The organism is Microbaculum marinum (assembly GCF_037855135.1).
GTDB lineage: Bacteria > Pseudomonadota > Alphaproteobacteria > Rhizobiales > Tepidamorphaceae > Microbaculum > Microbaculum marinum.
In genome coordinates, this window is record NZ_JAZHOF010000004.1 from 197,747 (window position 1) to 218,640 (window position 20,894).

Here is a 20,894-nt window from a genome sequence, read left to right on the forward strand (position 1 = left end):
TCTTCAGCCTCGCCGTCCGAGGTGAATACTTCCAGTCATACGAGAGGGGATTGCGCAAAGGCAATCGATTGACGTCGCCGCCACCGTCCTGCCAACTCGGAATGATCACCTGGCGACGAATCGCGATCTCGACCAGGCAAACGTGCCGGTTCGGCAGCAACGTCACGTAGCGAGGAACAGTGCATGGCCGGGGAGAAGTCCGGAACAGGCAACGGAGACAGGCAACCCTCGGGAGCCGGGGACGGGAAGACCGTCGTTCTCTTGTCGGGAGGCAATCCGCAGATCCCGAAGGGAGACGGCGATGCTCCGGTCCAGGCCTACATTGCCGCAATGCCAGGCTGGACGAACGGGCTTGGCGTTCGCCTCGATGCGCTGATCGTGCAGACCGTGCCTTGCGTGCAAAAGGCGATCAGATGGAACTCCCCCTTCTATGGCGTCGAAGACCAGGGCTGGTTCCTCTCGTTCCACGTGTTCACCCGCTACGTCAAAGTCACGTTCTTCAACGGACTGTCCCTTCGACCGGTGCCGCCCGGAGGAACCGAGCGCAGCAAGGACGCGCGTTGGATCGACATCTACGAGGACGATGCGTTCGACGAGGCGCAAATGGAAGACTGGATCCGGCAGGCGGCAGCACTTCCAGGCTGGCGTCCCTAGTGGATCTCGGGCTCCGGAACGCCCTTCCTGCCATCGAGGAAGTCGAAGTCGCAGCCTTCGTGAGCCTGGCCGACATGGCGGGCGAACATATGGTTGTAGCCGCGCGGATAGTCCCGGTCCGGCGGCTGCCACTCGGCGAGCCGCGCGGCAATTTCCGCGTCGGTCAATTTGACCTCGATCTGGCGATTCTCGACGTCCACGGAAATGATGTCTCCCGTTCGGACGGCCGCCAGTGGCCCGCCGATGTGGGATTCGGGCGAGACGTGAAGTATGCAGGCGCCGTAGCTGGTGCCGCTCATGCGGGCGTCGGAAATCCGCAGCATGTCGCGGACGCCCTGCTCCAGCAGCTTCTTCGGCAGCGGCAGCATGCCCCATTCCGGCATGCCGGGGCCGCCGACCGGGCCCGCGTTCTGCAGGACCAGCACCGTGTCCGCAGTGACGTCGAGATCGTCACGATTTATCTGGGCCGCCATCTCGTTGTAGTCGCGGAAGACCAGCGCCGGCCCCTCATGCCTGAGCAGTCGCGGATCGGCCGCCGACGGCTTCATGACGCAGCCTTCCGGCGCCAGGTTTCCGAACAGCACCGCGGTCGCACCGGCGGCATACACAGGCCGGTTGAGCGGACGAATGACGTCGTCGTCATAGACTTCGGCGTCGGCGATGTTCTCGCCGAGGGTACGGCCGTTCACGGTCGCCGCGTCCAGCTTCAGCTTATCGCGGATCGTGGAGAGGAAGCCGGGCAGGCCACCGGCATAGTAGAAGTCTTCCATCAGCTTGCTGCCCGAAGGCTGCAGGTTCACGGTCACCGGCATCTCGCGCGACGCCTCGTCGATGTCGGCAAGATCGAGCGGTACGCCGGCGCGGCGCGCCAGGGCGATCAGGTGGATGATCGCATTGGTCGAGCCGCCGAGCCCCATCTGGGTCATCAGGGCGTTGTCGAAGGAGCCGCGGCTGAGGATGTCCGAGGGCTTGCGGTCTGACCAGATCATCTCGACGGCCATTTCGCCGGTGGCCGACGCCATGCGCGGGTGGCTGGCATCCGGTGCGGGGATGGAGCTTGCGCCCGGCAGGGTGAACCCGAGGGATTCCGCCAGCGCCGTCAGGGTCGATGCCGTGCCCATCGTCATGCAATGGCCGAAGGAGCGGGCGATCCCGGCCTCCATCTCCTTCCACTGGGCGTCGCTGATGTTCCCGGCCGTCTTTTCGGCCCAGTACTTCCAGACGTCCGAACCCGACCCCAGCACCTTGCCCTTCCAGTTGCCGCGCAGCATGGGCCCGGCCGGCAGGAATATCGCCGGGATATCCATCGAGATCGCGCCCATCAGCAGCGCCGGCGTGGTCTTGTCGCAGCCGCCCATCAGCACGGCGCCGTCAATCGGATGCGAGCGCAGCAGTTCCTCGGTCTCCATCGCCAGCAGGTTGCGGTAGAGCATCGTCGTGGGCTTGACCATCGGCTCCGACAGCGACAGCGCCGGCAGTTCGACGGGAAAGCCGCCGGCCTGGATTATGCCCCGCTTCACGTCCTCGACGCGGGCCTGGAAATGGAAGTGGCAGGGATTGATGCCGCTCCAGGTGTTGACGATGCCGACGATGGGCTTGCCGACGAACTCCTCGTGGCGGTAACCCATCTGCAGCATCCGGGAACGATGCCCGAAGGCCCTGAGGTCCTGGACGCCGAACCAGCGGTGGCTGCGCAGTTCTTCCGGCTTCTTCTTCAAGTCTGGGTTCCTCTAGCAAGTTCCGTCCGAACAGCCGCCGCTTTCGGGGGCGGCGCCGGGCCATCGTCGCGCTCTCCCCTCTCCGCCGTCATCCCGGCCGAAGCGCGGTAGCGCGCAGAGCCGGGATCGGAGAGCGACCGCACCTGCCTCGGCTCCCCGCTCCCGGATAGCCGCCTTGCGGCTTCCGGGATGACGATGGATAGGCAAGACCTCGCCTCAACGCTCATCCCGACCATCCGCGTCCTCCCTCGCCCATGACGTACACGAACGGCGTCTCGTATTCGGGCAGCCGGTACTTTTCGCCGACGCCCTGGATGGTCAGCGAAGCGCGGAACATGTGCGGCGGACAGGTATTGTCGGCAAACATGTCGTAGTGGCACGGGAAGGCGAGCTCCGGGTCCACCTCTCGGACGAGTTCGGCGGCTTCCCAGTGGCTGAGGTTGGAGAAGCCGCCGTTGATGCAGACCGCCATCAGCTGGGGCTCGAACTTCCTTGCGTATCGCAGCAACCCCACCGGGGCGGAATCGCCGGTGACGTAGAAACGCGGGCCGCCGTCGACCTGGAAGACGAAACCCATGTGGTTGAGATCGGTGTCGTCGGTCGGCAATGCATAGGTGCCGGTGATGGTGATGTCGCCGATGGCGAACACCTGGTTGGGAAAGGTGACCTCGCGCTCGGCCTCGCCGACCCCCGCCCTGGCGAAGACCGCCTGGGTTTCCGCCGGCCCCGCGAACCGTGTCGTACCAGCCTTGTGACTGCCCTCGATGGTGACCGGGCAGGCATGGTCGATATGGCTGTGGGTGCACAGGAACAGGTCGACCTTCAGGTTTTCGGGATCGATGAAGATCGGAAGGCGTCGCGCGCTGTCGATGCCCGGACGACGACCCGCGTTGATGTCGGACAGGTAGGGGTCGACGGCAATCGTCGTGCCGCCCGGCGACTTGATCACCCAGCCGTTCTGGCCGAGGAACCAGATCGCGATGCCGCGGGCTGGCACGTCGAACGCGTCGATATCCTGCATCAACGCGGACATGCGCCTATCGCCCCTTCTTCTTGCGCCATGCGGCGAAGGCCTCGAGGTTCGATTTGTCGGTCGCGGGATAAAGCCCGACGATGGACTGACCGTTCTGCACACGCTCGGTGACGAAGTCCTCGTAGGCGGTCATCTCGTGGGCTTCCTCGGCGATCTCGTTGGCCAGATGCGCGGGAATCACGACCACGCCCTCGCCGTCGCCCACGACGATGTCGCCGGGGTAGACCGGGACCTTGCCGCAGCCGATCGGTACGTTCAGATCGACGGCGTGGTTTCTCACGAGGTTCGTCGGCGCCGACGGCTTCGCGTGGTAGGCCGGGATCGCCATGGCGGCGATCTCCGGCGTGTCGCGAAAGCCGCCGTCGGTGACTATTCCGGCGACGCCGCGCACCATCAATCGGGTGATCAGAATGCCGCCGGCGGACGCCGCCTCGGCGTCACCGCGGGAATCGATGACCATCACATGGCCGGGCGGGCAGGCCTCAATGCCCTTGCGCTGCGGATGTGCGGGATCGAGGAACACGTCGATCGTGTCGATGTCCTCGCGCGCCGGGATGTAGCGCAGCGTATAGGCCTCGCCAACCAGATTGGCGCCCGGATTGATCCGGATCGGGCCCTGCATGAATGTGTTGCGCAAACCACGCTTGAACAAGGCGGTGGTCAGGGTCGCGGTGCTGACGCCCCGCAGTTTCTCACGGTTCCCGTCGGTCAGGCTGCTCGATTGCGTCATGTCATTCTTCGCCCCGGTTTGGTCTCGCGGTCCACGCCCCGGTCCGGCCGGTCGCACCGGCCGGTTCTCCCGGGAACTGCACCATAGCAGCACGCACGCTGGAAGCGCCCCCGTCTGGTCCGGGCAATGGTGCAGTCACGAGCGTCTCCTCATCGGCCACCCTTCGCGGCGGCTCCCGTATACATTGTCGTCTGGATGCCGCAGCGGCGCTCGATGCGCAATACCGCCTTGACGTAACGAGACACTAATATATTAATATTCAAGCTGGTCGCGTCAACCGGATGGCGCGGTCGTGGACCCCGGCCATCGGCGGCGTGGCTGCTGCGGAAATCAGATCGGGGACAATCGAGGAAACAGGGTAACCGTCGGAAATCCGGCGTTTCCCGCAGCGCCCGATCGTGGCCCGCTCCGCGAAAGGCGCCCATCCTAAAGGGAGGACGACATGCGCATATCAGGAGTCTTTTGCCGCGCTGCACTGCTCGTAATGGCGACGGCACCGATGTCGGCCAATGCGGCGGACTACACCTTGCGGCTCGGCACGGTGCTCGCACCGGGCGACCCGCTGGTCGTGGGCGCCGAAGCGATGAAGAAGGCTGTCGAGGAACGGACCGGCGGCAAGGTCGAGGTGCAGATCTTCCCGAGTTCGCAGCTCGGCGACACACAGGACATGATGGACCAGGCGCAGGCCGGCGCCAACGTCGGCACCTTCGTCGAGGCCTCCCGCGTCTCTGTGTTCGTGCCGCAGTTCAACGTGCTCGTCGCCCCCTACGTGTTCGACAGCGTCAACGAACTTGTCGACCTCGTCGATTCGCCGACCTTCGCCGCCTGGAACAAGGAGCTGGAGGAGAAGACGGGCCTCACGCTGCTATCCTTCAACTGGTATCAAGGCGCCCGCAACATGCTGACCAAGAAGCCGATATCGACGCCGGCGGACCTGGAAGGCGTGCGGGTGCGCACGATCGGGCAGCCGCTGTGGATCGAGACGATCGGCGCCATGGGCGCGGTTCCGACGCCGCTCGCCTGGGCCGAGGTCTATCCCTCGCTGCAGACCGGCGTCATCGACGGTGCCGAAGCGCAGCCGTCGGCGATCTGGGGCGCCAAGCTCTACGAGGTCGTCAGCGACGTCACCGTCACCGAGCATATCTACCTGATGAGCGGCCTGCTGGTCAGCGCGAAGTGGCTCGCCTCGCTGCCTGAGGATCTGCGCACAATCGTCGAGGAAGAAGCCCGGAAGGCGGGGGCCGCGGTGCTGCAGTCGAATGTCGACCAGGAAAGCAAGATCTTCGCCGATATCGAGAAGGAAGGCGTGAAGGTCCACAAGATCGATACCGCGCCGTTCCGCGAAGCCGTGCAGCCTGTCTACGAGAAACTCGGCCTCACCGAGATGATCACCGAGACCAAGAAGACGATGGGCAAGCAGTAGCGTCGATGCGCTCCACGCGGGCCGACCGCGTGGAGCGTTCCGCGAAGCGCTCGGCGATACCGGGTCAGGCGCAGGCAGGCCGACCGGCCACCCGAAGAAGCGCGATTAGCCGGACGCAGGCCCGCCCGATGAACATTCCGTCACCGAAGATCGGGCCGCGAGCCGATCTGCCCCACGGATGCCCGACTTCCCCGTACATGCGGTACGATGCGGCAAGGCCGGGCGCGAGGTTGTCATGATCAGGACGCTGCTTTTCTGGCTGCGGCGCGTCGAGCGCGGCGTCGCGGCTAGCCTGCTGCTCTCGATATTCGTGCTCGTCTTCATTGCCACGGCCGGCCGCTACTTCGGCCATCCGGTCATCTGGGCGATCGAGGTGACCCAGGCGATGTTCGTCTGGCTGTGCCTGCTGGCGGCCGACGTGACGTTGCAGAACTACGGCCATTTCAGCGTTCCGGCGATTGCCGACCTGCTGTCGAAACGGGCGCGTCGCCTGCTCGAGACGTTTAACGGCCTCGTCGTGATGGCCCTGCTCGGATTTCTTGCCTGGCACGGTCTCCGGTTCGCCGAGATGAAGAGCCTGCGGCCGCTGCCGATGACGGGTATCAGCGAAGGCCTGGCCACCGCCGCCCTGCCGGTCGGGTTCGCGCTGATGTTCATCACGCTTCTCGAACAGACCATCCTGCGGTGGACCGCACACGGCTCGGAAGAGACCCACCGCTCGCGGGACGTCATGTGATGCTCATTCTCGTCGGCGTCATCTTTTTCGTTCTCCTGTTCATCAACATTCCCGTCGCATTCGCCCTGGCGCTCGCCTCGATCCCGGTCTTCCTGGTCAGCGACTACATGCCGCCGACGGTCGCCCTGCAGCGTATGTACGGGGTCACCCTTTCCTACCCGCTGCTCGCCGTGCCGTTCTTCATCCTCGCGGGTAACCTGATGAACACGACCGGCATCACGGTTCGCCTGCTCGAGTTCTCTCGCCTGCTGACGGGCTGGATGATCGGCGGTCTCGCCCAGGTCTCGATCGTGCTGTCGGCACTCATGGGCGGCATCTCGGGCGCCGCCGTCGCCGATGCCGCGATGGAAGCCCGCCTGCTCGGCCCCACCATGATCGAGCGCGGCTACTCGAAAGGCTTCACCGCCAGCGTGATCGCCTTCTCGTCGGTCATAACCGCCACCATTCCACCGTCGATCGGCCTGATCCTGTTCGGCTTCGTAAACGAGGTGTCGATCGGCCGGCTGCTGCTCGGCGGCGTCGTGCCCGGCATCCTGATGACGGCGACCCTGATGGTCGTGACCCGGATGGTGGCGAAGAAGAGCGGCTACCGGCCCGAGCTTCCGGAACTGCCGTCGAGGCGGGAAGTCGCACAAAGCTTCCGCCGCTGCTTCTGGGCGCTGATGTTCCCGGTCTTCCTGCTCGCAGGATTCCGCTTCGGCTTCTTTACCGCCACGGAGGCGGGCGCCGTCGTCGTCGCCTACGCGCTCGCCGTCGGCGTCTTCATCTATCGGGAAATGAGCTGGAAGGACTTCGTCCAGGCGCTGAACCACTCGGTCGTCGACATCGGCATGGTGATGCTGATCATCATCCTGTCGGCGGTGGTCGGGCATGCCTTCATCATCGAGCAGGCCCCGCAGGAAATTACCCAAGGGCTCGCGGACCTCGGCGGCAGCGCCTACCTGACACTGCTGATCGTGCTGGCGGCGCTGTTCGTCGCGGGCATGATCATGGAAGCGACCGTGAACGTGCTTCTCCTGACTCCGCTGCTCCTGCCCTCGCTGGTCGCCCAGGGCTTCGATCCCGTCCACGTCGGCGTGATCATGACGGTCCTGATCACCTTCGGCGGCAACACGCCGCCGATCGGCGTGATCATGTACACGGTCTGCGGCATCCTGAAGGTCAGCTTCGGCCAGTTCGTACGCGCCTCCTGGCCGTTCATCGTCGCCATGGTGATCCTGTTCCTGGTCATGGCAATGATCCCTCAGACGGTTCTGCTGCTGCCGGACCTGCTGATGTAGGGGCGGCGCTTAAGACGAGGCGCCCTTTGGGCGCCTACCCCCCTCTCCACCTCTCCCCCACAAGGGGGGAGAGGGGCGCAAGGTGCAGCGTTCGAGCAATGCTGCCAACTTTGATGGGGGCAGCCGGCACCGGGCCATCGAACACGACGGGCGGATGCTCAGACAATCCCTCTCCCCCCTTTGTGGGGGAGAGATGGAGAGGGGGGTACCCGGCGCCGAAGGTCGGCTCGATGCCGGCGTTCGGTGCCCCCGATGGCGCGGACAATCGTTTCTTTGGCAGCCGCCGCCCGGCCCTCGGCTTCGGGCCTCGGGCGTTCGCCCCTGCGAAAGCGCTGCTTTCGCTGCCGGCTTCGCCGGCACCGGGGCTCACCCCTTCAGATATCCGGGATACCGCTCGCGCAGTTCCTCGACGCTGGCAATCGTGCCCGACAGGTGGGCGCGCAGCGCATTCTGGGCGGCGCCGGGATCGCCCTTCCTGATTGCCTCCAGTATCGCGCGATGCTCGACGACGACGCTTTGCGCCTTGCCGGGCGTGGGCAGGTGCAGGTGGCGCAGCCGGTCGAGATGACCGCTGCGACTGCGGATCACCGACCACAGTCCGGGCACGCCCGCGATCTGCAGCATGGTCCGGTGCATTTCCCGGTCGGTATCGGCGAAGCCCCAAATATCGTCCCGCCGCAGGTCTTGCTCCTGGCGGTCGATCAACGCCTCGATCGGCTCGAGATCGGGTTCCGAAATCCCGCAGGCCAGCATCCGCACGGTTTCCATCTCGACGGACAGCCTCAGGAACTGCGCCTCACTGACGCTTTGCAGGTCGATCTGCGAGACCAGTGTCGCCGACTGCGGAAAGGTGTCGACCAGCCCCTCTTCCTCCAGCCTCAGGAGTGCTTCCCGGACAGGAGTCTGGCTCACGCCGAAGCGTTCGGCGAGGACCGCGCGCGCAAGTGTGGCGCCCGGCGGGATCGCCAGCGATATGATGGCCGAGCGAAGCTGGTCGTAGACCTGGGCGGCCGCCGGTTTCTTTCGGTCGATCTGCACGTCGGCAAAAGGATCCGCGGCCCCAACGGGCCGCGTCGGTTCGGCACTTTCCAGCATGGGCGCGACGATCTCGGACATCTGAACTGCTCTCGAATACTAATATATCAATATGGGAGTGCTTCATAGTCCGCTCTGGCTTCTGCTGCATTGGAGCGGTCTGCTGCGGCCGGACTGCCAAAGGGCGTGCCGGAGGCGCGCGTTCGGTGGTCCTAAGTACCCGAGAAATGACCCTGCCGGACCGAATGATCGGCCGGCGCAGGCCGCCCCGGCTACCGCCGCTTCGTCAATCCGGACCGGTCTATCACTTCCGGGATCGAGGACTCGTTGAGCGGCGCCATGATGTGGGCGCCGGAAACGCCGGGAATCTCCGAAAGCTGCTGCAGCAGTTCGGCACAGATCGCCCGCCCCTCGGCCTTCGGATCGCCGGCCTTGTCCATGCGATCGACGATTGCGTCGGGAATGGTGACGCCGAACAGCTTTTCCTTCATCCAGCGTGCAGACTTCGCGGAGGCGAGCGGAGCGACGCCGATCAGCACGTAAAGCTTCTCGGTGAGACCGAAATCGGCCAGCCGCGCGGTGTAGCGCCGAACCACCTCCGGATCCATGCAGAACTGCGTCTGAACGAACTGGGTTCCGGCGTCGACCTTGGCCATCAGGCCCTTGGGCTCCCAGTCGGCCGGCGGATCGATGGGCGCATCGGCGCCGCCGATGAAGAACGGAGCGTCGCCCTGGACGGCGCGGCCGGAGGGCAGTTCCTTGCGGTCGCGGATGCCGATCGCGGTTTCGGTCAGGGCGCGTGAATCGAGATCGAAGACGGCCTTCGCGTCGGGCTGATCTCCAGCGCTCGGGTCATCGCCGCGCAGGATGAGAAGGTTGCGGATCCCGAGGGCGGCGGCGCCGAGCAGATCGCTCTGCAACGCAATCCGATTGCGGTCGCGGCAGGTGAGCTGGAGGATCGGCTCGATGCCATGCTCGTGCAGGATCGCAGCCGCCGCCAGCGAGCACATGTGAGCCCGCGCGCCGGCACCGTCGGTTACGTTGACCGCATCGGCCAGCCCGTGCAGGTCGCGGGCCTTGTCCATCAGCAGATGCGCCTCTGTTCCGGCCGGCGGGACCACTTCGGCGGTGATCGCGAAATGTCCGGCTTCCAGGACCTGCTTCAGCCGGCTGGTGGTGTCCTTCCCCTCGCCTGTGCCGACGTGCCATCCCTGTTCGAGCGTCATGGGGTGTCTTTCCTCTTGTACGCGCCGAATCCTGCCCGTTCGGTGCAATGGAATTCAGATCGCGTTCCGCAAGGACGAGTCAAGCACGCCCAGCGTTCAGTCAGGGGGGAACTCGGAGCGGAAGCCTTCCTTCGTGAGCCCATCGGGCAGCTTCGCTGCGATCCGGGGGTCGAGGTCGAGGTCCCACGTGTTGATCATGAAGCCGAGGATCAGGTACATGCCGGTGATCGCCATCAGATCCATCACCTGCCGCACGGAATAGTGCTCGCGCAGGCGCGCCTGCAGGCCCGGCGACAGGGCGCGCTCCGTCACCAGCGCATCCACCGCCTCGATCAGCAGCGCCTCGCTTTCCTCCCAGCCCGGAGCCCTGGCGCCGTGCTTCACACGCTCGATCTCGTCGGCTGCGATACCGCACGCCATGGCGCGCTCGACATGGGACGCCCACTCGTACCAGGCCTTCAGGTGGACCGCGGTGCGCAGGATGACCAGTTCGCCCTTGCGCCGGCCGAGGTCGCCGCCCTGGACGGAGTAGTTGCGGAAGTTCCACCAGGCTTCCAGCAGCTTCGGATGGTGGGCCATCAGGGCGTGGACATTGAGCGGCTCCCCGTTCATGTCGTCGACGATGTGCCGCAACGTTTCATCCCACTCCGACGGCGGCAACGGCACGACGCGCAGATCCTCGCTCACTTCCGCTCTCCCGTGATGTCTGGCTGCCGCCGCCCTGCGGGTTCAGGCCGGTACGACCACAACCCTGTCGCGCAGTGACGGCGGGGCGGTTCCAGGTCCCAGTTCACGGCCTGCCTTGTGCCCCGAATAGACCGCTGCGGCAATGATCGAGGGCTGGCCGCAGTCACCGATGCGATGGAGCGTGCCGGTCAGCGCCCGGTCCCGTTTCAGGGCATGGTAGAGCGAGTCCTCCGGTTCCCGCGAGGTCACCAGAACGATGGCATCGGCGGCGATCCGGGACTGCCCGTCGGAATAGACGCAGTCCAGCGTTGCGGCCTCGCCATCGAACCCGGAAACCGCCTTGCTCACGACGATCTCGACCCCGAGAGCGATCAGGCGGCGCTGGGTCGGGACGAGTTCCTGCGTGGCATGGCTCCAGGAGCCCGCTCTTCCCTCTGTCGTCACGTAGGTGACCCTGGCGCCGGAAGCGACCAGCTGCTCCGCGAGGACCGGTCCCATGTAGTAGTGGTCGTCGTCGAACAGCACGATGCGACCGTCCGCAACTGTCCCTTCCATGATGTCGTCAGGCGTCAGCACGCCGGCGACATCTAGGCTTGGCACCGGCGCCTGGTGCCACCGGCCGGTCCCGTCGCGCCGCCACCGGGCCCCCGTCGCGATCAGGACGTGGTCGGCGCCGAACTCGGCGACATCGGCGGCCGACATCTCGCTGCCGAGATAGAGCGACACGTTCGGCAGCCTGGTGAACTGCCCGAGCCGGTAGTCGCGTACGCGCGCCCATTCGGCGAGGCCCGGCAGGCGGCTCTCGCGCGTCACGCGGCCGCCCGGCTCGCCGGCCTTGTCGGCGAGTGAAACGGTGAAGCCGCGCCTGCCGAGCACGTGCGCCGCTTCGAGGCCGGCCGGTCCGGCGCCGACGATCAGGACGGTGCCCTCGCCAGCGGCATCGATGCGCTCGGGATGCCAGCCGCGCCGCCATTCCTCGCCCATCGTCGGGTTCTGGGTGCAGCGGATGGGGGCGCCGCGGGTATTGCCGGCGTAGCAGATGTTGCAGCCGATGCATTCGCGGATATCCTCGCCGCGGCCTTCGCGCACCTTTGTCGGCAGGAAGGGATCGGCAATCGACGGCCGTGCCGCACCGACGAAATCGACCACGCCGCGCCTGACCTGGGACAGCATCGTATCCGGCGAGGTGAAGCGTCCGACGCTGACGACTGGCTTGCCCGTCAGCGCCCTGACATAGGCAACGGATTCTTCGAGCGCCCCCTCCCGCGTGAACCGCGAGGAGCCCATCTCGTCGTCATACTCCGCAACGACGAGATCCCACAGGTCCGGCAGCGGACCGAGCATCCCGATCAGATCGCGCGCCTCGTCGGCGTCGAGATGGTTCTCGCCATGGCCGTCGGCCGACATCCGGACCGCCACGGCACAGCGGTCGCCGACCGCCTCGCAGGTTTCCTCGATCAGTTCCCGGACGAGCCGGGCCCGGTTCTCCAGACTGCCGCCGTACTCGTCGGTCCGGGTGTTGAGGCTGCGCGACAGGAACTCCGCCAGCAGATAGCCGTGCGTCGGATAGACGTAGACGACGTCGAACCCGGCGTCCCTGGCACGCAGGGCGGCGGCGCGGTGCGATGCCCGCAGCGCCCGGATGTCTGACCTGTCCATCGGCATCGACTGGACCGGATCGGTGCGGCTCGGCATCGAGCGCACGCCGAGCGTCGGCGCTCGGGTCAGGAGATTGGAGACATAACTGCCGCCGTGCCAGAGCTCGAGCCCGGCGAGCGCGCCATGTTCGTGAACCGCATCGGCCATCAGCGACAGGTTGCGGACGTCGTCCTCGTCCCAGATGGTGGCATAGGGATAGGGCGTGTCGTCGGAGCTCTGGTCGATGGAGCAGTACTCCGTGCAGACGACGCCCCAGCCGCCCTCCGCCTTCATGCCGCGCATGGCTGCGAGCGTCTGCGGCCGCGCATAGCCCATGCCTGTGCAGTGCGGCACCTGGTAGAAGCGGTTCGGCGCGGTCACCGGCCCGATGCGCACGCTTTCGAACAGCAGATCGTATCGCCCGGCTTCCGACATGACTTCAACGCCGCACCTTCGGTCGCAATTGACTGAACATTCAGTCAGTAACATGGCCGCCCCCGCGGGTCGAGCGCCGCCCCGCCTGGCCACTGCAAATCGCCGTGCAACGTCGGCATTGCACGCCCGCGGCCATTCGGTATCGCGTCCCGCGCCGGTCGATGCTAACTGTTTGCGCAATCATCACGCCTGAGGAAACGCAATCCGATGACGCTCGACAGTTCCGCCGCATTCGCCCTGCCAGACGATTCCGACGAGGCCTTGCTGGTTGGGCGGGCATGGCGTCCCGAGATGGCCGGTCCGTCCGTCGTCGTGGTCCGTGGCCCAGCGGTCGTCGACATCTCGAAGACCGCCCCGACGATGCGCGACCTGTGCGAGATGACGGATCCCGCAGACGTCGCCCGCACGGCGGCGGGCGATGAAGTCGGCGCGCTGTCGGATATCCTCGCCAACACACCGCGGGCACAGCGCGACTCCGCACGTCCCTGGCTGATCGCGCCGGTCGACCTGCAGGCGGTCAAGGCGGCCGGAGTGACCTTCGCGGTGTCGATGCTGGAGCGGGTGATCGAGGAACAGGCCGCCGGCAAGCCGGAACGCGCCGCCGAGATCCGCGCGGTGATCGGCGAGACGATCGGCTCCGACCTGTCGAAGCTGGTGCCGGGTTCCGAGGAGGCGATGAACCTCAAGGCCTTCCTCATCGAGAAGGGCGCCTGGTCGCAATATCTCGAAGTCGGCATCGGACCGGACGCCGAGGTCTTCTCCAAGTGCCAGCCGATGGCAGCGGTCGGCCATCTTGCCGAAATCGGCATTCATCCGCGTTCGACCTGGAACAACCCCGAGCCGGAGGTCGTGCTCGCCGTCGCCAGTACAGGCGCGATCGTCGGGGCGTGCCTGGGCAACGACGTAAACTTGCGCGATTTCGAAGGGCGCTCCGCCCTGCTCCTGTCGAAGGCCAAGGACAACAATGCCAGCGCCTCGCTCGGCCCGTTCATCCGCCTGTTCGACGGCAACTTCACCCTGGACGACGTCCGCAGCGCCACCATCGCGCTCGACGTTGCGGGAGAGGACGGCTTCCGTCTGAAAGGCGAGAGCGACCTCGCCCAGATCAGCCGCGATCCGGCCGACATCGTCGCCCAGACGATTGGCCGCAATCACCAGTACCCCGACGGGTTCGTCCTCTATCTCGGCACCATGTTCGCTCCGATCGAGGACCGCGACACCCCGGGCCAGGGCTTCACCCACAAGGTCGGAGACGTCGTCACCATCGGCTCGCCGCATCTCGGCAGGCTGTCGAACCGCGTCGTCCACTGTCCGGAGGCCGAGCCCTGGACGTTCGGCACCGCTACGCTGATGCGCAACCTTGCCGCACGGAAGCTGATTTAGGGTTCGTTAACCCTGTTTGTTCAGAAACGAGACCTTTTGTAAACTCAACCGATTCAATGACTTATAATTTTTTGATGACAGATTTATCGGGCCGCGTTAACAATCCGGATTAATGCTCCACACGCAATGCGCGTGCCCATTTCCCGGCCCGGCCGGGGCCGTGCGAACCGCCAGACGTCCGGTACAAGTCAGGCCGGATAGCAGCCGGCCTCACGCGCCCTGAGCTTGATCAGTGCCAGCACGGTGTCGATCGTCGGCGTCGGGATGTCGGTCAGCCCTCCCATTTCCTGCACCGCGCCGACGAGCGCATCGATCTCCATCGGGCGACCGCGCTCGAGGTCCTGCAGCATCGACGTCTTGTGGGCCCCGACGGCGGCGCCGCCGTCGATGCGCCTGTCGACGTCGATCGGGAACTTGACCCCGAGCGTCTCGGCGATCTGCTGCGCCTCGACCATCATGGCGCGGGCGACGGCGCGGGTGCCGGGATCCGTGCACAGCACGTCCAGCGTCGCTCCCGTCAGCGCGCTGATCGGGTTGAACGACAGGTTGCCCCACAGCTTCACCCAGATCTCGTCGCGGATGCGGGGCCGGACGGGCGCCCGCAGGCCGGACGCCGACAGAACCTTCGCCAGTGCCTCGGCCCGTTGGGATTTCTCGCCCGAAGGTTCGCCGAGGGAAAACCGGTTGCCCTCGACATGATGGATGACGCCCGGCTCGGGCACGTCGGCGGCAGGATAGACGACGCATCCGAGCACCCGCTCCGGCCCGATCCCGTCCCATTGCACGTTGCCTGGATCGACGGTCTCGAGGCGGCGATCCTCGTAGTCGCCGTCCAGCTTGTAGAAGTACCACCAGGGAACGCCGTTGACCGCCGTAACCACCGTCGTCTGCGGACCGAGCAGCGGCTGCATGCGGTCAACGATGGCGGGAACGGAATGCGCCTTCAGCGTGATGATCACGTAGTCCTGCACGCCGAGGTCCGAGGGGTCCTCGGAGGCGCGCACCGACACGGTTTCGCTTCCACCGTCCTCGATCAGCCTCAGCCCCTTCGACCGCATCGCCTCCAGATGCGGCCCGCGCGCGATCAGGCCGACGTCCGCCCCCGCGGTGCTAAGTTTTGCCCCCATGTACCCGCCGATCGCGCCGGCGCCGTAGATGCAGATCTTCATCTCATTCGTCCCACGCCGCCTTATCCGTATTGGCCGCTCCCAACAACACGCCAAAGCGTTTGCCGCCACCTCTCCCATTGGGAGAGGTCGGAGCGCGCCAGCGATTCGGGTGAGGGGTTAGAGCGGGAGCTGCGTCCATCGAAACCCCCTCACCCGACGGCTGCGCCGTCGACCTCTCCCCGCCGGGGAGAGGTGGAAGCACGTCGAGTCGCAGACTTGGTGATGTCAATTGCACTGTCTCCAATGAGCGCCTCACCCCGTCAACCCCAGCTTCTCGGCAAGGCCGATGCGCTGCAGCTTGCCGGTGGCCCCTTTCGGAATTTCCGGCAGGATCACCACCTTGCGCGGCACCTTGAAGTCCGCGAGGTGTCTGGCGGCGAAATCCCGGATGTCCCGTTCGCTCGCCTCCTGCCCCTCGCGCAGCACGACTGCCGCGGCGACGTCCTCGCCGAGCTTGGCGTGCGGCATTGCGAAGGTAACGACCTGCTGGACCGCCGGATGGTCCATCAGCACCTCGTCCACCTCCAGCGGACTGATCTTCTCGCCGCCGCGATTGATGATCTCCTTCAGCCGCCCGGTGATGCGCAGATACCCTTCGTCGTCGAACACGCCCTGGTCCCCGGTGCGGAACCAGCGGCGCCCCTCGACCTCGAAGAAGGAGGACGCATTGGCGGCGTCGTTCGCCTCGTAGCCCGGCGTCACGTTCGGACCGCTGATGACGACCTCGCCTGTCGCGCCGTACTCGAGGATGCGGTTGTCATGGACATCGGCGGTCCGCACCAGCGGGCCTGCCTCGATGCCGACAGAGCCCGCCTTGTGCGGCAGCGGCGGCAGCGGGTTCGATGTCATCTGGTGCGTCGCCTCGGTCATGCCGTAGCTCTCGATCACCGGCGCCGCCAGCGTTTCTTCCAGCGCGGTCATCACCTGCGGCGGCAGCGAGGCCGAGGACGACCGCACGAAGCGCAGCTTGTTGCGTTCCACGATCTCCCTGTTGCGCTCGGCGCGCGCCAGGATCGTCTGGTGCATGGTCGGCACCGCCGTGTACCAGGTCGGTTTCACCGCATCCAGCCAGCCGAAGAAGGACAGCGCGTTGAAGCCCGGCGTACACCATGTCGCGCCGCCGGCGGCGAGCGAGCTCAGCGTCGCGGCAATCAGGCCGTGGATATGGAACAGCGGCATGATGTTGAGGCAGCAGTCTTCGGGCGTCAGTTCCAGCGTCGTGCCGATATGCCGGGCGGACGCGGCGAGGTTACGCTGCAGGAGCGGTACGATCTTCGGCCGCGAGGTCGTCCCCGACGTATGCAGCACCAGCGCGACATCGTCGGGATCGGCATATTCCGGGGCGGCTCCGGCCGCGCCGGTTTCGAGCTCGAACCATCCGGCGGGGCTGGCCGGATCGTGCGTCAGCCTGATCACCTGCACGCCGTGACGTTCGGCCACGGGCAATGCCGGGCCGTCATAGTCCGCCGCCACCACCAGCGCCCTGGCCTTCAGGTCGGTAATGTAGAAGTCGAACTCGTCCTCCCGGTAGGCGGGGTTCAGCGGCGCGGTCGTCACGCCCTGTGCCATCGTCATGAAGGCGGCGGCCATTTCCGGACCGTTCGGCAGCACGATCGCGACCCGGTCTCCGGGCCCGATGCCGATGCCGTTCAGCGCCCCGAGCGCCTGCGCGGTCAGGTCGCGTAGTCCGCCATGGGTCAGCCACGGCCGGTCAGGCGCCCCGAGCGCGTGCAGGTCGTCCGCGTGGGCTGCCAGCAGGTCCCGGATGGTGTCGCTCAATGCTTTGCTCCCGAACGTCGTCAATTGCAGATTGCCGGATCTATACAGGACACGGCGGGGTCAGTGTCAGCCCCTGCCGGTTCCGGCGACGGGAAAACAGTGTTGGCCAAACCGCAAGGAACATCCGTTTCCCGCCGCGGCGCCTATTCGCCGGAGGCCGGCTCCCGTCCCCTGAGCGCCGGCAGACCGACGCCGGCGGCCGAGAAGCCGCCATCAGCACCGAGCACCTGCCCGGTGATATAGCTTGCCGCATCGCTGCACAGGAACACGATCGCCTGGGCGATCTCCTCCTCCCGGCCGTAGCGATTGAGCGGGATCGCGTCGTGGTAGGCCGCGCGGATCTCCGGCGTGTGCACTGCCAGGGCCAGTTTGGTGTCGACCGGACCCGGGGCGACTGCGTTGACGCGAATTCCCAGTTCCCCCAGTTCGACGGCCTGCTGCAAGGTGAGATGCGCGAGCGCCGCCTTCGAGGTTCCGTAGGCCACGCGCAGGGTGCTGGCCCGCACGCCGGAAATCGAGGTGACGTTGACCACCGCGCCACGGCGCCTGGCGAGCATGTCGGTGAATGCCTGGGTCATCAGGAACGGACCGTCGAGGTTGGTCGCCATCACCGCCCGCCAGCGCTCGAAGGTGGCCTGCCGGATCGGACCGAAGTCGGCAACGCCGGCGTTGTTCACCAGCGCCCGAAGCCCACCGAAATGCTCCGCGACTTGCTGCTCGATGCGCAGGACCTGATCGGGATCGGAAACATCCGCAACGATCGCGCGGACATGGTCGAGTTTTCCAGCGGTCCGGTGCAGTTCGTCGCCGTCGATGTCGACCATCGCGACCTGCCAGCCGGTCTCCAGGAACAGTTTGGTCGTTGCCAGTCCGATACCGCGCGCCGCACCGGTGACGAGGGCCTTCGGTCTCGCTTCGACACTCATGCCTGCTGCCTGTTTCCCGGCGCCAGTTCAGGCCCTTGCCCGATAGTCGAAATTCGGGTCGTCGTCGAAGAGCATCCGCGGGCCGGAGCGATGGCGGCGCTCGATCGACAGCATCTTGAGTTTGGTATCTATCCCGCCCGGCGCCGAAAATCCGCCGGTCCTGCCGCCGGCTGCCAGCACCCGGTGACAGGGGACCATGATCGGCCACGGATTCTCGCCGAGGGCCTTGCCGACGGCCCGCGCTGCACCCGGTTCGCCGAGGCGATTGGCGATATCGCCATATGTCAGGGTTTCGCCGGGAGGTATCGTCAGCGCGACCTCGTAGACGCGCCGGTTGAACTCGGATACCCCGCGCTCATCGTACCGCACCATCGAGAAGTCGCGCAGCTCCCCTTCGAGCAGCGCGACGATATCGGCGATGACCCCGCGGACGTTCGCATCGGGTTCCGCATCGACCGCTCCCGGCGCCTTGCGCAGGAGACGGGTCCGGGTTTCGGTATCGCTGCGCTCCGGCAACTGCACGGCGACGATGCCCTGATCGCCCCAGGCGATCCCGCAGCGCCCGACGGCGGCGTCGAACAATGTGAAGCCGATCGATTCCATCCTTGGAACGTAGCACGAACGCCGGACGAGCGCCGCCCGATTATTGCTCCGGTTGGGCCGGTGTCGAGCCTACTCGGCCGCTTCCACCTCGTCCTTGCTCAGGCGCGGCATCTCGAACAGATCGGTCGTGCGCGCATACCAGCCGCCCCCATGCATGCGGCCGATCAGATCGAGCTTGGGCGTATCGACATAGAGACGCTCGGCATCGAGCATCATCTCGTCCTGGATATGGACGACGAGGACCCGTCCGACGAAGATGTAGCGGGAATTCCCGAGCTCGACCGTATGGGCGAGCTCGCATTCATATCCGGCCGGGCTCTCGGCAATCCTTGGCGGCGCGATTTTCGTGGACGGCGCCGGCGTCAGGCCCGCCTTTTCCAGTTCGCTGATGCCCGGCCCGAAATCCGCCCCGCCGACATTCATCTTGTGGCGGTTCTCGTAGTTCACGAAATTCACGACGAACTGCTTTGTCGCCAGGATATTGGCGGCGCTGTCCTTGTGGATGTCGTCGGCACGCGAACTGATCCCGACGCAGACCATGGGCGGATTGGGCGACATCACGTTGAAATAGGAAAACGGCGCGGCGTTGGTCCTGCCCTCGGCATCCATGGTTACGAGCCAGCCGATCGGGCGCGGGACCGTCGTCGAGTTCAGCAGCTTCGAGCAGTCGGTGCCCTTCAGTTCGGAGAGATCGAATTCCATGTTGCCAAAGTTCCCCAATGCGCCTGACACGGTGTTATCCCGCGACGCTGTAGGACGCGCGCGCGTCAAACACAAGCTGAGCTAGTTAGGGCCGCCGGCCTCACGGACAAGCGCGGCAGATGACGGCGTCAGTCCGGCCGCCCCGTTTCACGGATACGCCAGGCAATGTCCGGGTCCGTCGGGGGCAATCCCTGTCAGTCGCGGAAGAGATCCTGCTGCACACCGGCAACCTCGAACAGGTAGTCCCGCGACGCCTCCAGTTCCCGGCGAAGCTTCGGAACGTCGGCGTCGAGCAGCCTGCCGCGCCACTTGCGGATCCTTCCTGCCACGAGCACCGTATCGACGTTGCTGCGCTCCATCAGGGTCACCACCGCGCCGGGCACGTTGTTCAGCGGCGCGACGTTGATGGCTTCCGCGTCCAGCAGGATGATGTCGGCCTCCTTGCCCGGCGTCAGGGTCCCGGTCTTCGCGTCGAGCTTCAGGGCCTTTGCGCCCTCCACTGTGGCGAAGCGGATCACATCCCGGCAGGTCAGCAGCTCGGGCAGGTCCTCCATGCCCTCGAGAGCCGCCTGGTTGACGATCGAGCGCTGCAGGGTCATCGCCGATCGCATCTGCGTGAAGAAATCGGCCGTTAACGTGCATTCGACGTCCGAGGAAAGCGACGGCTGCACGCCCATCTCGAGGGTCTTCATAATCGGCGGCAGGCCGTGTCGCATCATCATCTCGATCGGCACTGCCAGCGACACGGACGCCCCGGCATCCTTCGTCGCCTGCCAACCCGCGTCGGACATGCCGGTCATATGGATGAATAAGTTGTCGGGGCCGAATTGTCCCGCCTTCGCCAGTTCGTCGAAGGTCGGCTGCATGCCGAAGCTGCCGACGATGTGGACGGCGATCGGGATCTCCAGTTCGCGACCGATCTTCCAGGTCTCCTCGTAGCCCGGCAGGTAGATCTCCCCGCCCATAACCATCGTCAGCAGTTGGTCGTCGGAGGAGAAGTACTGCTCCCTGATCCGCCTGGCGTCTCCCGGATACCTGGACGCGTCGCCGTGCCCCTCGAAATAGCCGAAGGCCGTGCGCCGGCCGGAGTCCCTGATGCCCTGGATCGCCGCATCCGAATGCTCCGGCGAATGGTGGATCTGGGACACGTCCATCACCGTTGTCACGCCCGCATCGAGCTGGCTGAGCGCGCCGAACACTTCGCTGATATGGACGTCCTCGGGCCGGTACTTCAGCGAAAAGTTGCCAAGCACGTACTCCGCGTAGTTGAACGCGCCATGCGGTTGCCCGTCGTTGAACAGAAGCGCGTTCGGCAACGCGCTGCGGATGGCCGTCTCGAACTGGTGGTGATGGGTGTCGATGAAGCCGGGCATGACGATCATGCCCGCCGCCTCGATCACCTCGGCGTCGCCGACATCGAGGTTCGGGCCGATCGCAACGATCCTGCTTCCCTCGATCAGGACATCGGCATTCTCGAAGTCGCCGACTTCGGGATCCATGCTCAGCACCGCGCCATTGCGAATCGCCACGCGCTTGCCGGCCGTTCCGGTATCCTGGGGCATGGCGCCGGCCTGCGCACTGGCTCCGCCAACCGTGCCAAGTCCCGCGCCGGCGGCGATCACACCGGTAGCGGCTGCGGCCTTGATGAAGTCGCGCCGGGTATCCGACATCTGGCCGGAAGCTTGCGACGCTGGGGAAGTGTGCCGGCTCCCGCTCTCGCCGGCCGACAGAGGGTCC

General features: G+C 65.9%; 18 protein-coding genes. 5 read left to right on the plus strand and 13 right to left on the minus strand.

Going from position 1 to position 20,894, the window contains the following annotated elements; genetic code table 11:
- Positions 1–183 precede the first annotated feature (183 nt).
- Positions 184–654, plus strand: coding sequence for a DUF1801 domain-containing protein (locus V3328_RS10965; RefSeq protein WP_340329697.1), 471 nt, complete (start codon positions 184–186; stop codon positions 652–654).
- Here V3328_RS10965 and araD read toward each other — a convergent pair.
- The 3 genes from araD to V3328_RS10980 form a co-directional block, all read right to left on the minus strand.
- Entirely contained in the window at positions 651–2,372 is a 1,722-nt protein-coding gene (araD, locus tag V3328_RS10970) for an L-arabinonate dehydratase (RefSeq protein ID WP_340329698.1), read from the minus strand. The genes V3328_RS10965 and araD overlap by 4 nt on opposite strands.
- Before the next feature lie 223 nt (positions 2,373–2,595).
- Positions 2,596–3,405: an MBL fold metallo-hydrolase gene (locus V3328_RS10975; protein ID WP_340329699.1), complete on the minus strand. Its 810-nt coding sequence runs from the start codon at positions 3,403–3,405 to the stop codon at positions 2,596–2,598.
- A 4-nt stretch (positions 3,406–3,409) separates the two neighbouring features.
- The gene (locus V3328_RS10980) at positions 3,410–4,135 is read right to left on the minus strand and encodes a ribonuclease activity regulator RraA (protein ID WP_340329700.1); all 726 of its coding nucleotides are present in this window, start codon (positions 4,133–4,135) and stop codon (positions 3,410–3,412) included.
- 442 nt (positions 4,136–4,577) lie between these two features.
- Between V3328_RS10980 and V3328_RS10985 the strand changes: the two genes are divergently transcribed.
- From V3328_RS10985 to V3328_RS10995, 3 genes are all read left to right on the plus strand, one after another.
- On the plus strand, positions 4,578–5,558 hold the full coding sequence (locus tag V3328_RS10985; protein WP_340329701.1) for a C4-dicarboxylate TRAP transporter substrate-binding protein: 981 nt from the start codon (positions 4,578–4,580) through the stop codon (positions 5,556–5,558).
- Between the two features lie 235 nt (positions 5,559–5,793).
- Positions 5,794–6,294 (plus strand): TRAP transporter small permease, encoded by a 501-nt coding sequence (locus V3328_RS10990; protein ID WP_340329702.1) that lies wholly within the window; start codon positions 5,794–5,796, stop codon positions 6,292–6,294.
- Positions 6,294–7,574: a TRAP transporter large permease gene (locus tag V3328_RS10995; RefSeq protein ID WP_340329703.1), complete on the plus strand. Its 1,281-nt coding sequence runs from the start codon at positions 6,294–6,296 to the stop codon at positions 7,572–7,574. The genes V3328_RS10990 and V3328_RS10995 overlap by 1 nt, the downstream gene beginning before the upstream one ends.
- A gap of 366 nt (positions 7,575–7,940) precedes the next feature.
- On the opposite strand, the gene V3328_RS11000 is transcribed toward V3328_RS10995, so the two are convergent.
- The 4 genes from V3328_RS11000 to V3328_RS11015 form a co-directional block, all read right to left on the minus strand.
- A complete protein-coding gene (locus V3328_RS11000) occupies positions 7,941–8,690 on the minus strand; it encodes a GntR family transcriptional regulator (protein ID WP_340329704.1) in 750 nt (249 codons plus the stop codon).
- 191 nt (positions 8,691–8,881) lie between these two features.
- Positions 8,882–9,835: a methylenetetrahydrofolate reductase gene (locus V3328_RS11005; protein WP_340329705.1), complete on the minus strand. Its 954-nt coding sequence runs from the start codon at positions 9,833–9,835 to the stop codon at positions 8,882–8,884.
- Between the two features lie 96 nt (positions 9,836–9,931).
- Complete coding sequence (locus V3328_RS11010) at positions 9,932–10,522, minus strand: carboxymuconolactone decarboxylase family protein (protein WP_340329706.1); 591 nt, start codon at positions 10,520–10,522, stop codon at positions 9,932–9,934.
- A 42-nt stretch (positions 10,523–10,564) separates the two neighbouring features.
- Positions 10,565–12,595, minus strand: a complete 2,031-nt coding sequence (locus tag V3328_RS11015; RefSeq protein WP_340329707.1) for an oxidoreductase — start codon at positions 12,593–12,595, stop codon at positions 10,565–10,567.
- A gap of 207 nt (positions 12,596–12,802) precedes the next feature.
- Between V3328_RS11015 and V3328_RS11020 the strand changes: the two genes are divergently transcribed.
- Positions 12,803–13,978 carry a fumarylacetoacetate hydrolase family protein gene (locus V3328_RS11020; RefSeq protein WP_340329708.1) on the plus strand — a complete coding sequence of 392 codons (1,176 nt, stop codon included), beginning with the start codon at positions 12,803–12,805 and terminating at the stop codon, positions 13,976–13,978.
- 188 nt (positions 13,979–14,166) lie between these two features.
- Here the strand turns inward: V3328_RS11020 and V3328_RS11025 are convergent, their stop codons facing one another.
- The 6 genes from V3328_RS11025 to V3328_RS11050 all read right to left on the minus strand — a co-directional run bounded on the left by V3328_RS11025 (position 14,167) and on the right by V3328_RS11050 (position 20,827).
- Positions 14,167–15,147 (minus strand): 2-dehydropantoate 2-reductase, encoded by a 981-nt coding sequence (locus V3328_RS11025; RefSeq protein WP_340329709.1) that lies wholly within the window; start codon positions 15,145–15,147, stop codon positions 14,167–14,169.
- Between the two features lie 252 nt (positions 15,148–15,399).
- The gene (locus V3328_RS11030; RefSeq protein ID WP_340329710.1) at positions 15,400–16,926 is read right to left on the minus strand and encodes an acyl--CoA ligase; all 1,527 of its coding nucleotides are present in this window, start codon (positions 16,924–16,926) and stop codon (positions 15,400–15,402) included.
- 143 nt (positions 16,927–17,069) lie between these two features.
- Positions 17,070–17,852 (minus strand): SDR family NAD(P)-dependent oxidoreductase, encoded by a 783-nt coding sequence (locus tag V3328_RS11035; protein ID WP_340329711.1) that lies wholly within the window; start codon positions 17,850–17,852, stop codon positions 17,070–17,072.
- Between the two features lie 27 nt (positions 17,853–17,879).
- Positions 17,880–18,455, minus strand: coding sequence for a methylated-DNA--[protein]-cysteine S-methyltransferase (locus V3328_RS11040; RefSeq protein ID WP_340329712.1), 576 nt, complete (start codon positions 18,453–18,455; stop codon positions 17,880–17,882).
- 69 nt (positions 18,456–18,524) lie between these two features.
- Positions 18,525–19,157, minus strand: coding sequence for a flavin reductase family protein (locus tag V3328_RS11045; RefSeq protein WP_340329713.1), 633 nt, complete (start codon positions 19,155–19,157; stop codon positions 18,525–18,527).
- A gap of 194 nt (positions 19,158–19,351) precedes the next feature.
- Positions 19,352–20,827: an amidohydrolase family protein gene (locus V3328_RS11050; RefSeq protein ID WP_340329714.1), complete on the minus strand. Its 1,476-nt coding sequence runs from the start codon at positions 20,825–20,827 to the stop codon at positions 19,352–19,354.
- Positions 20,828–20,894 lie beyond the last annotated feature (67 nt).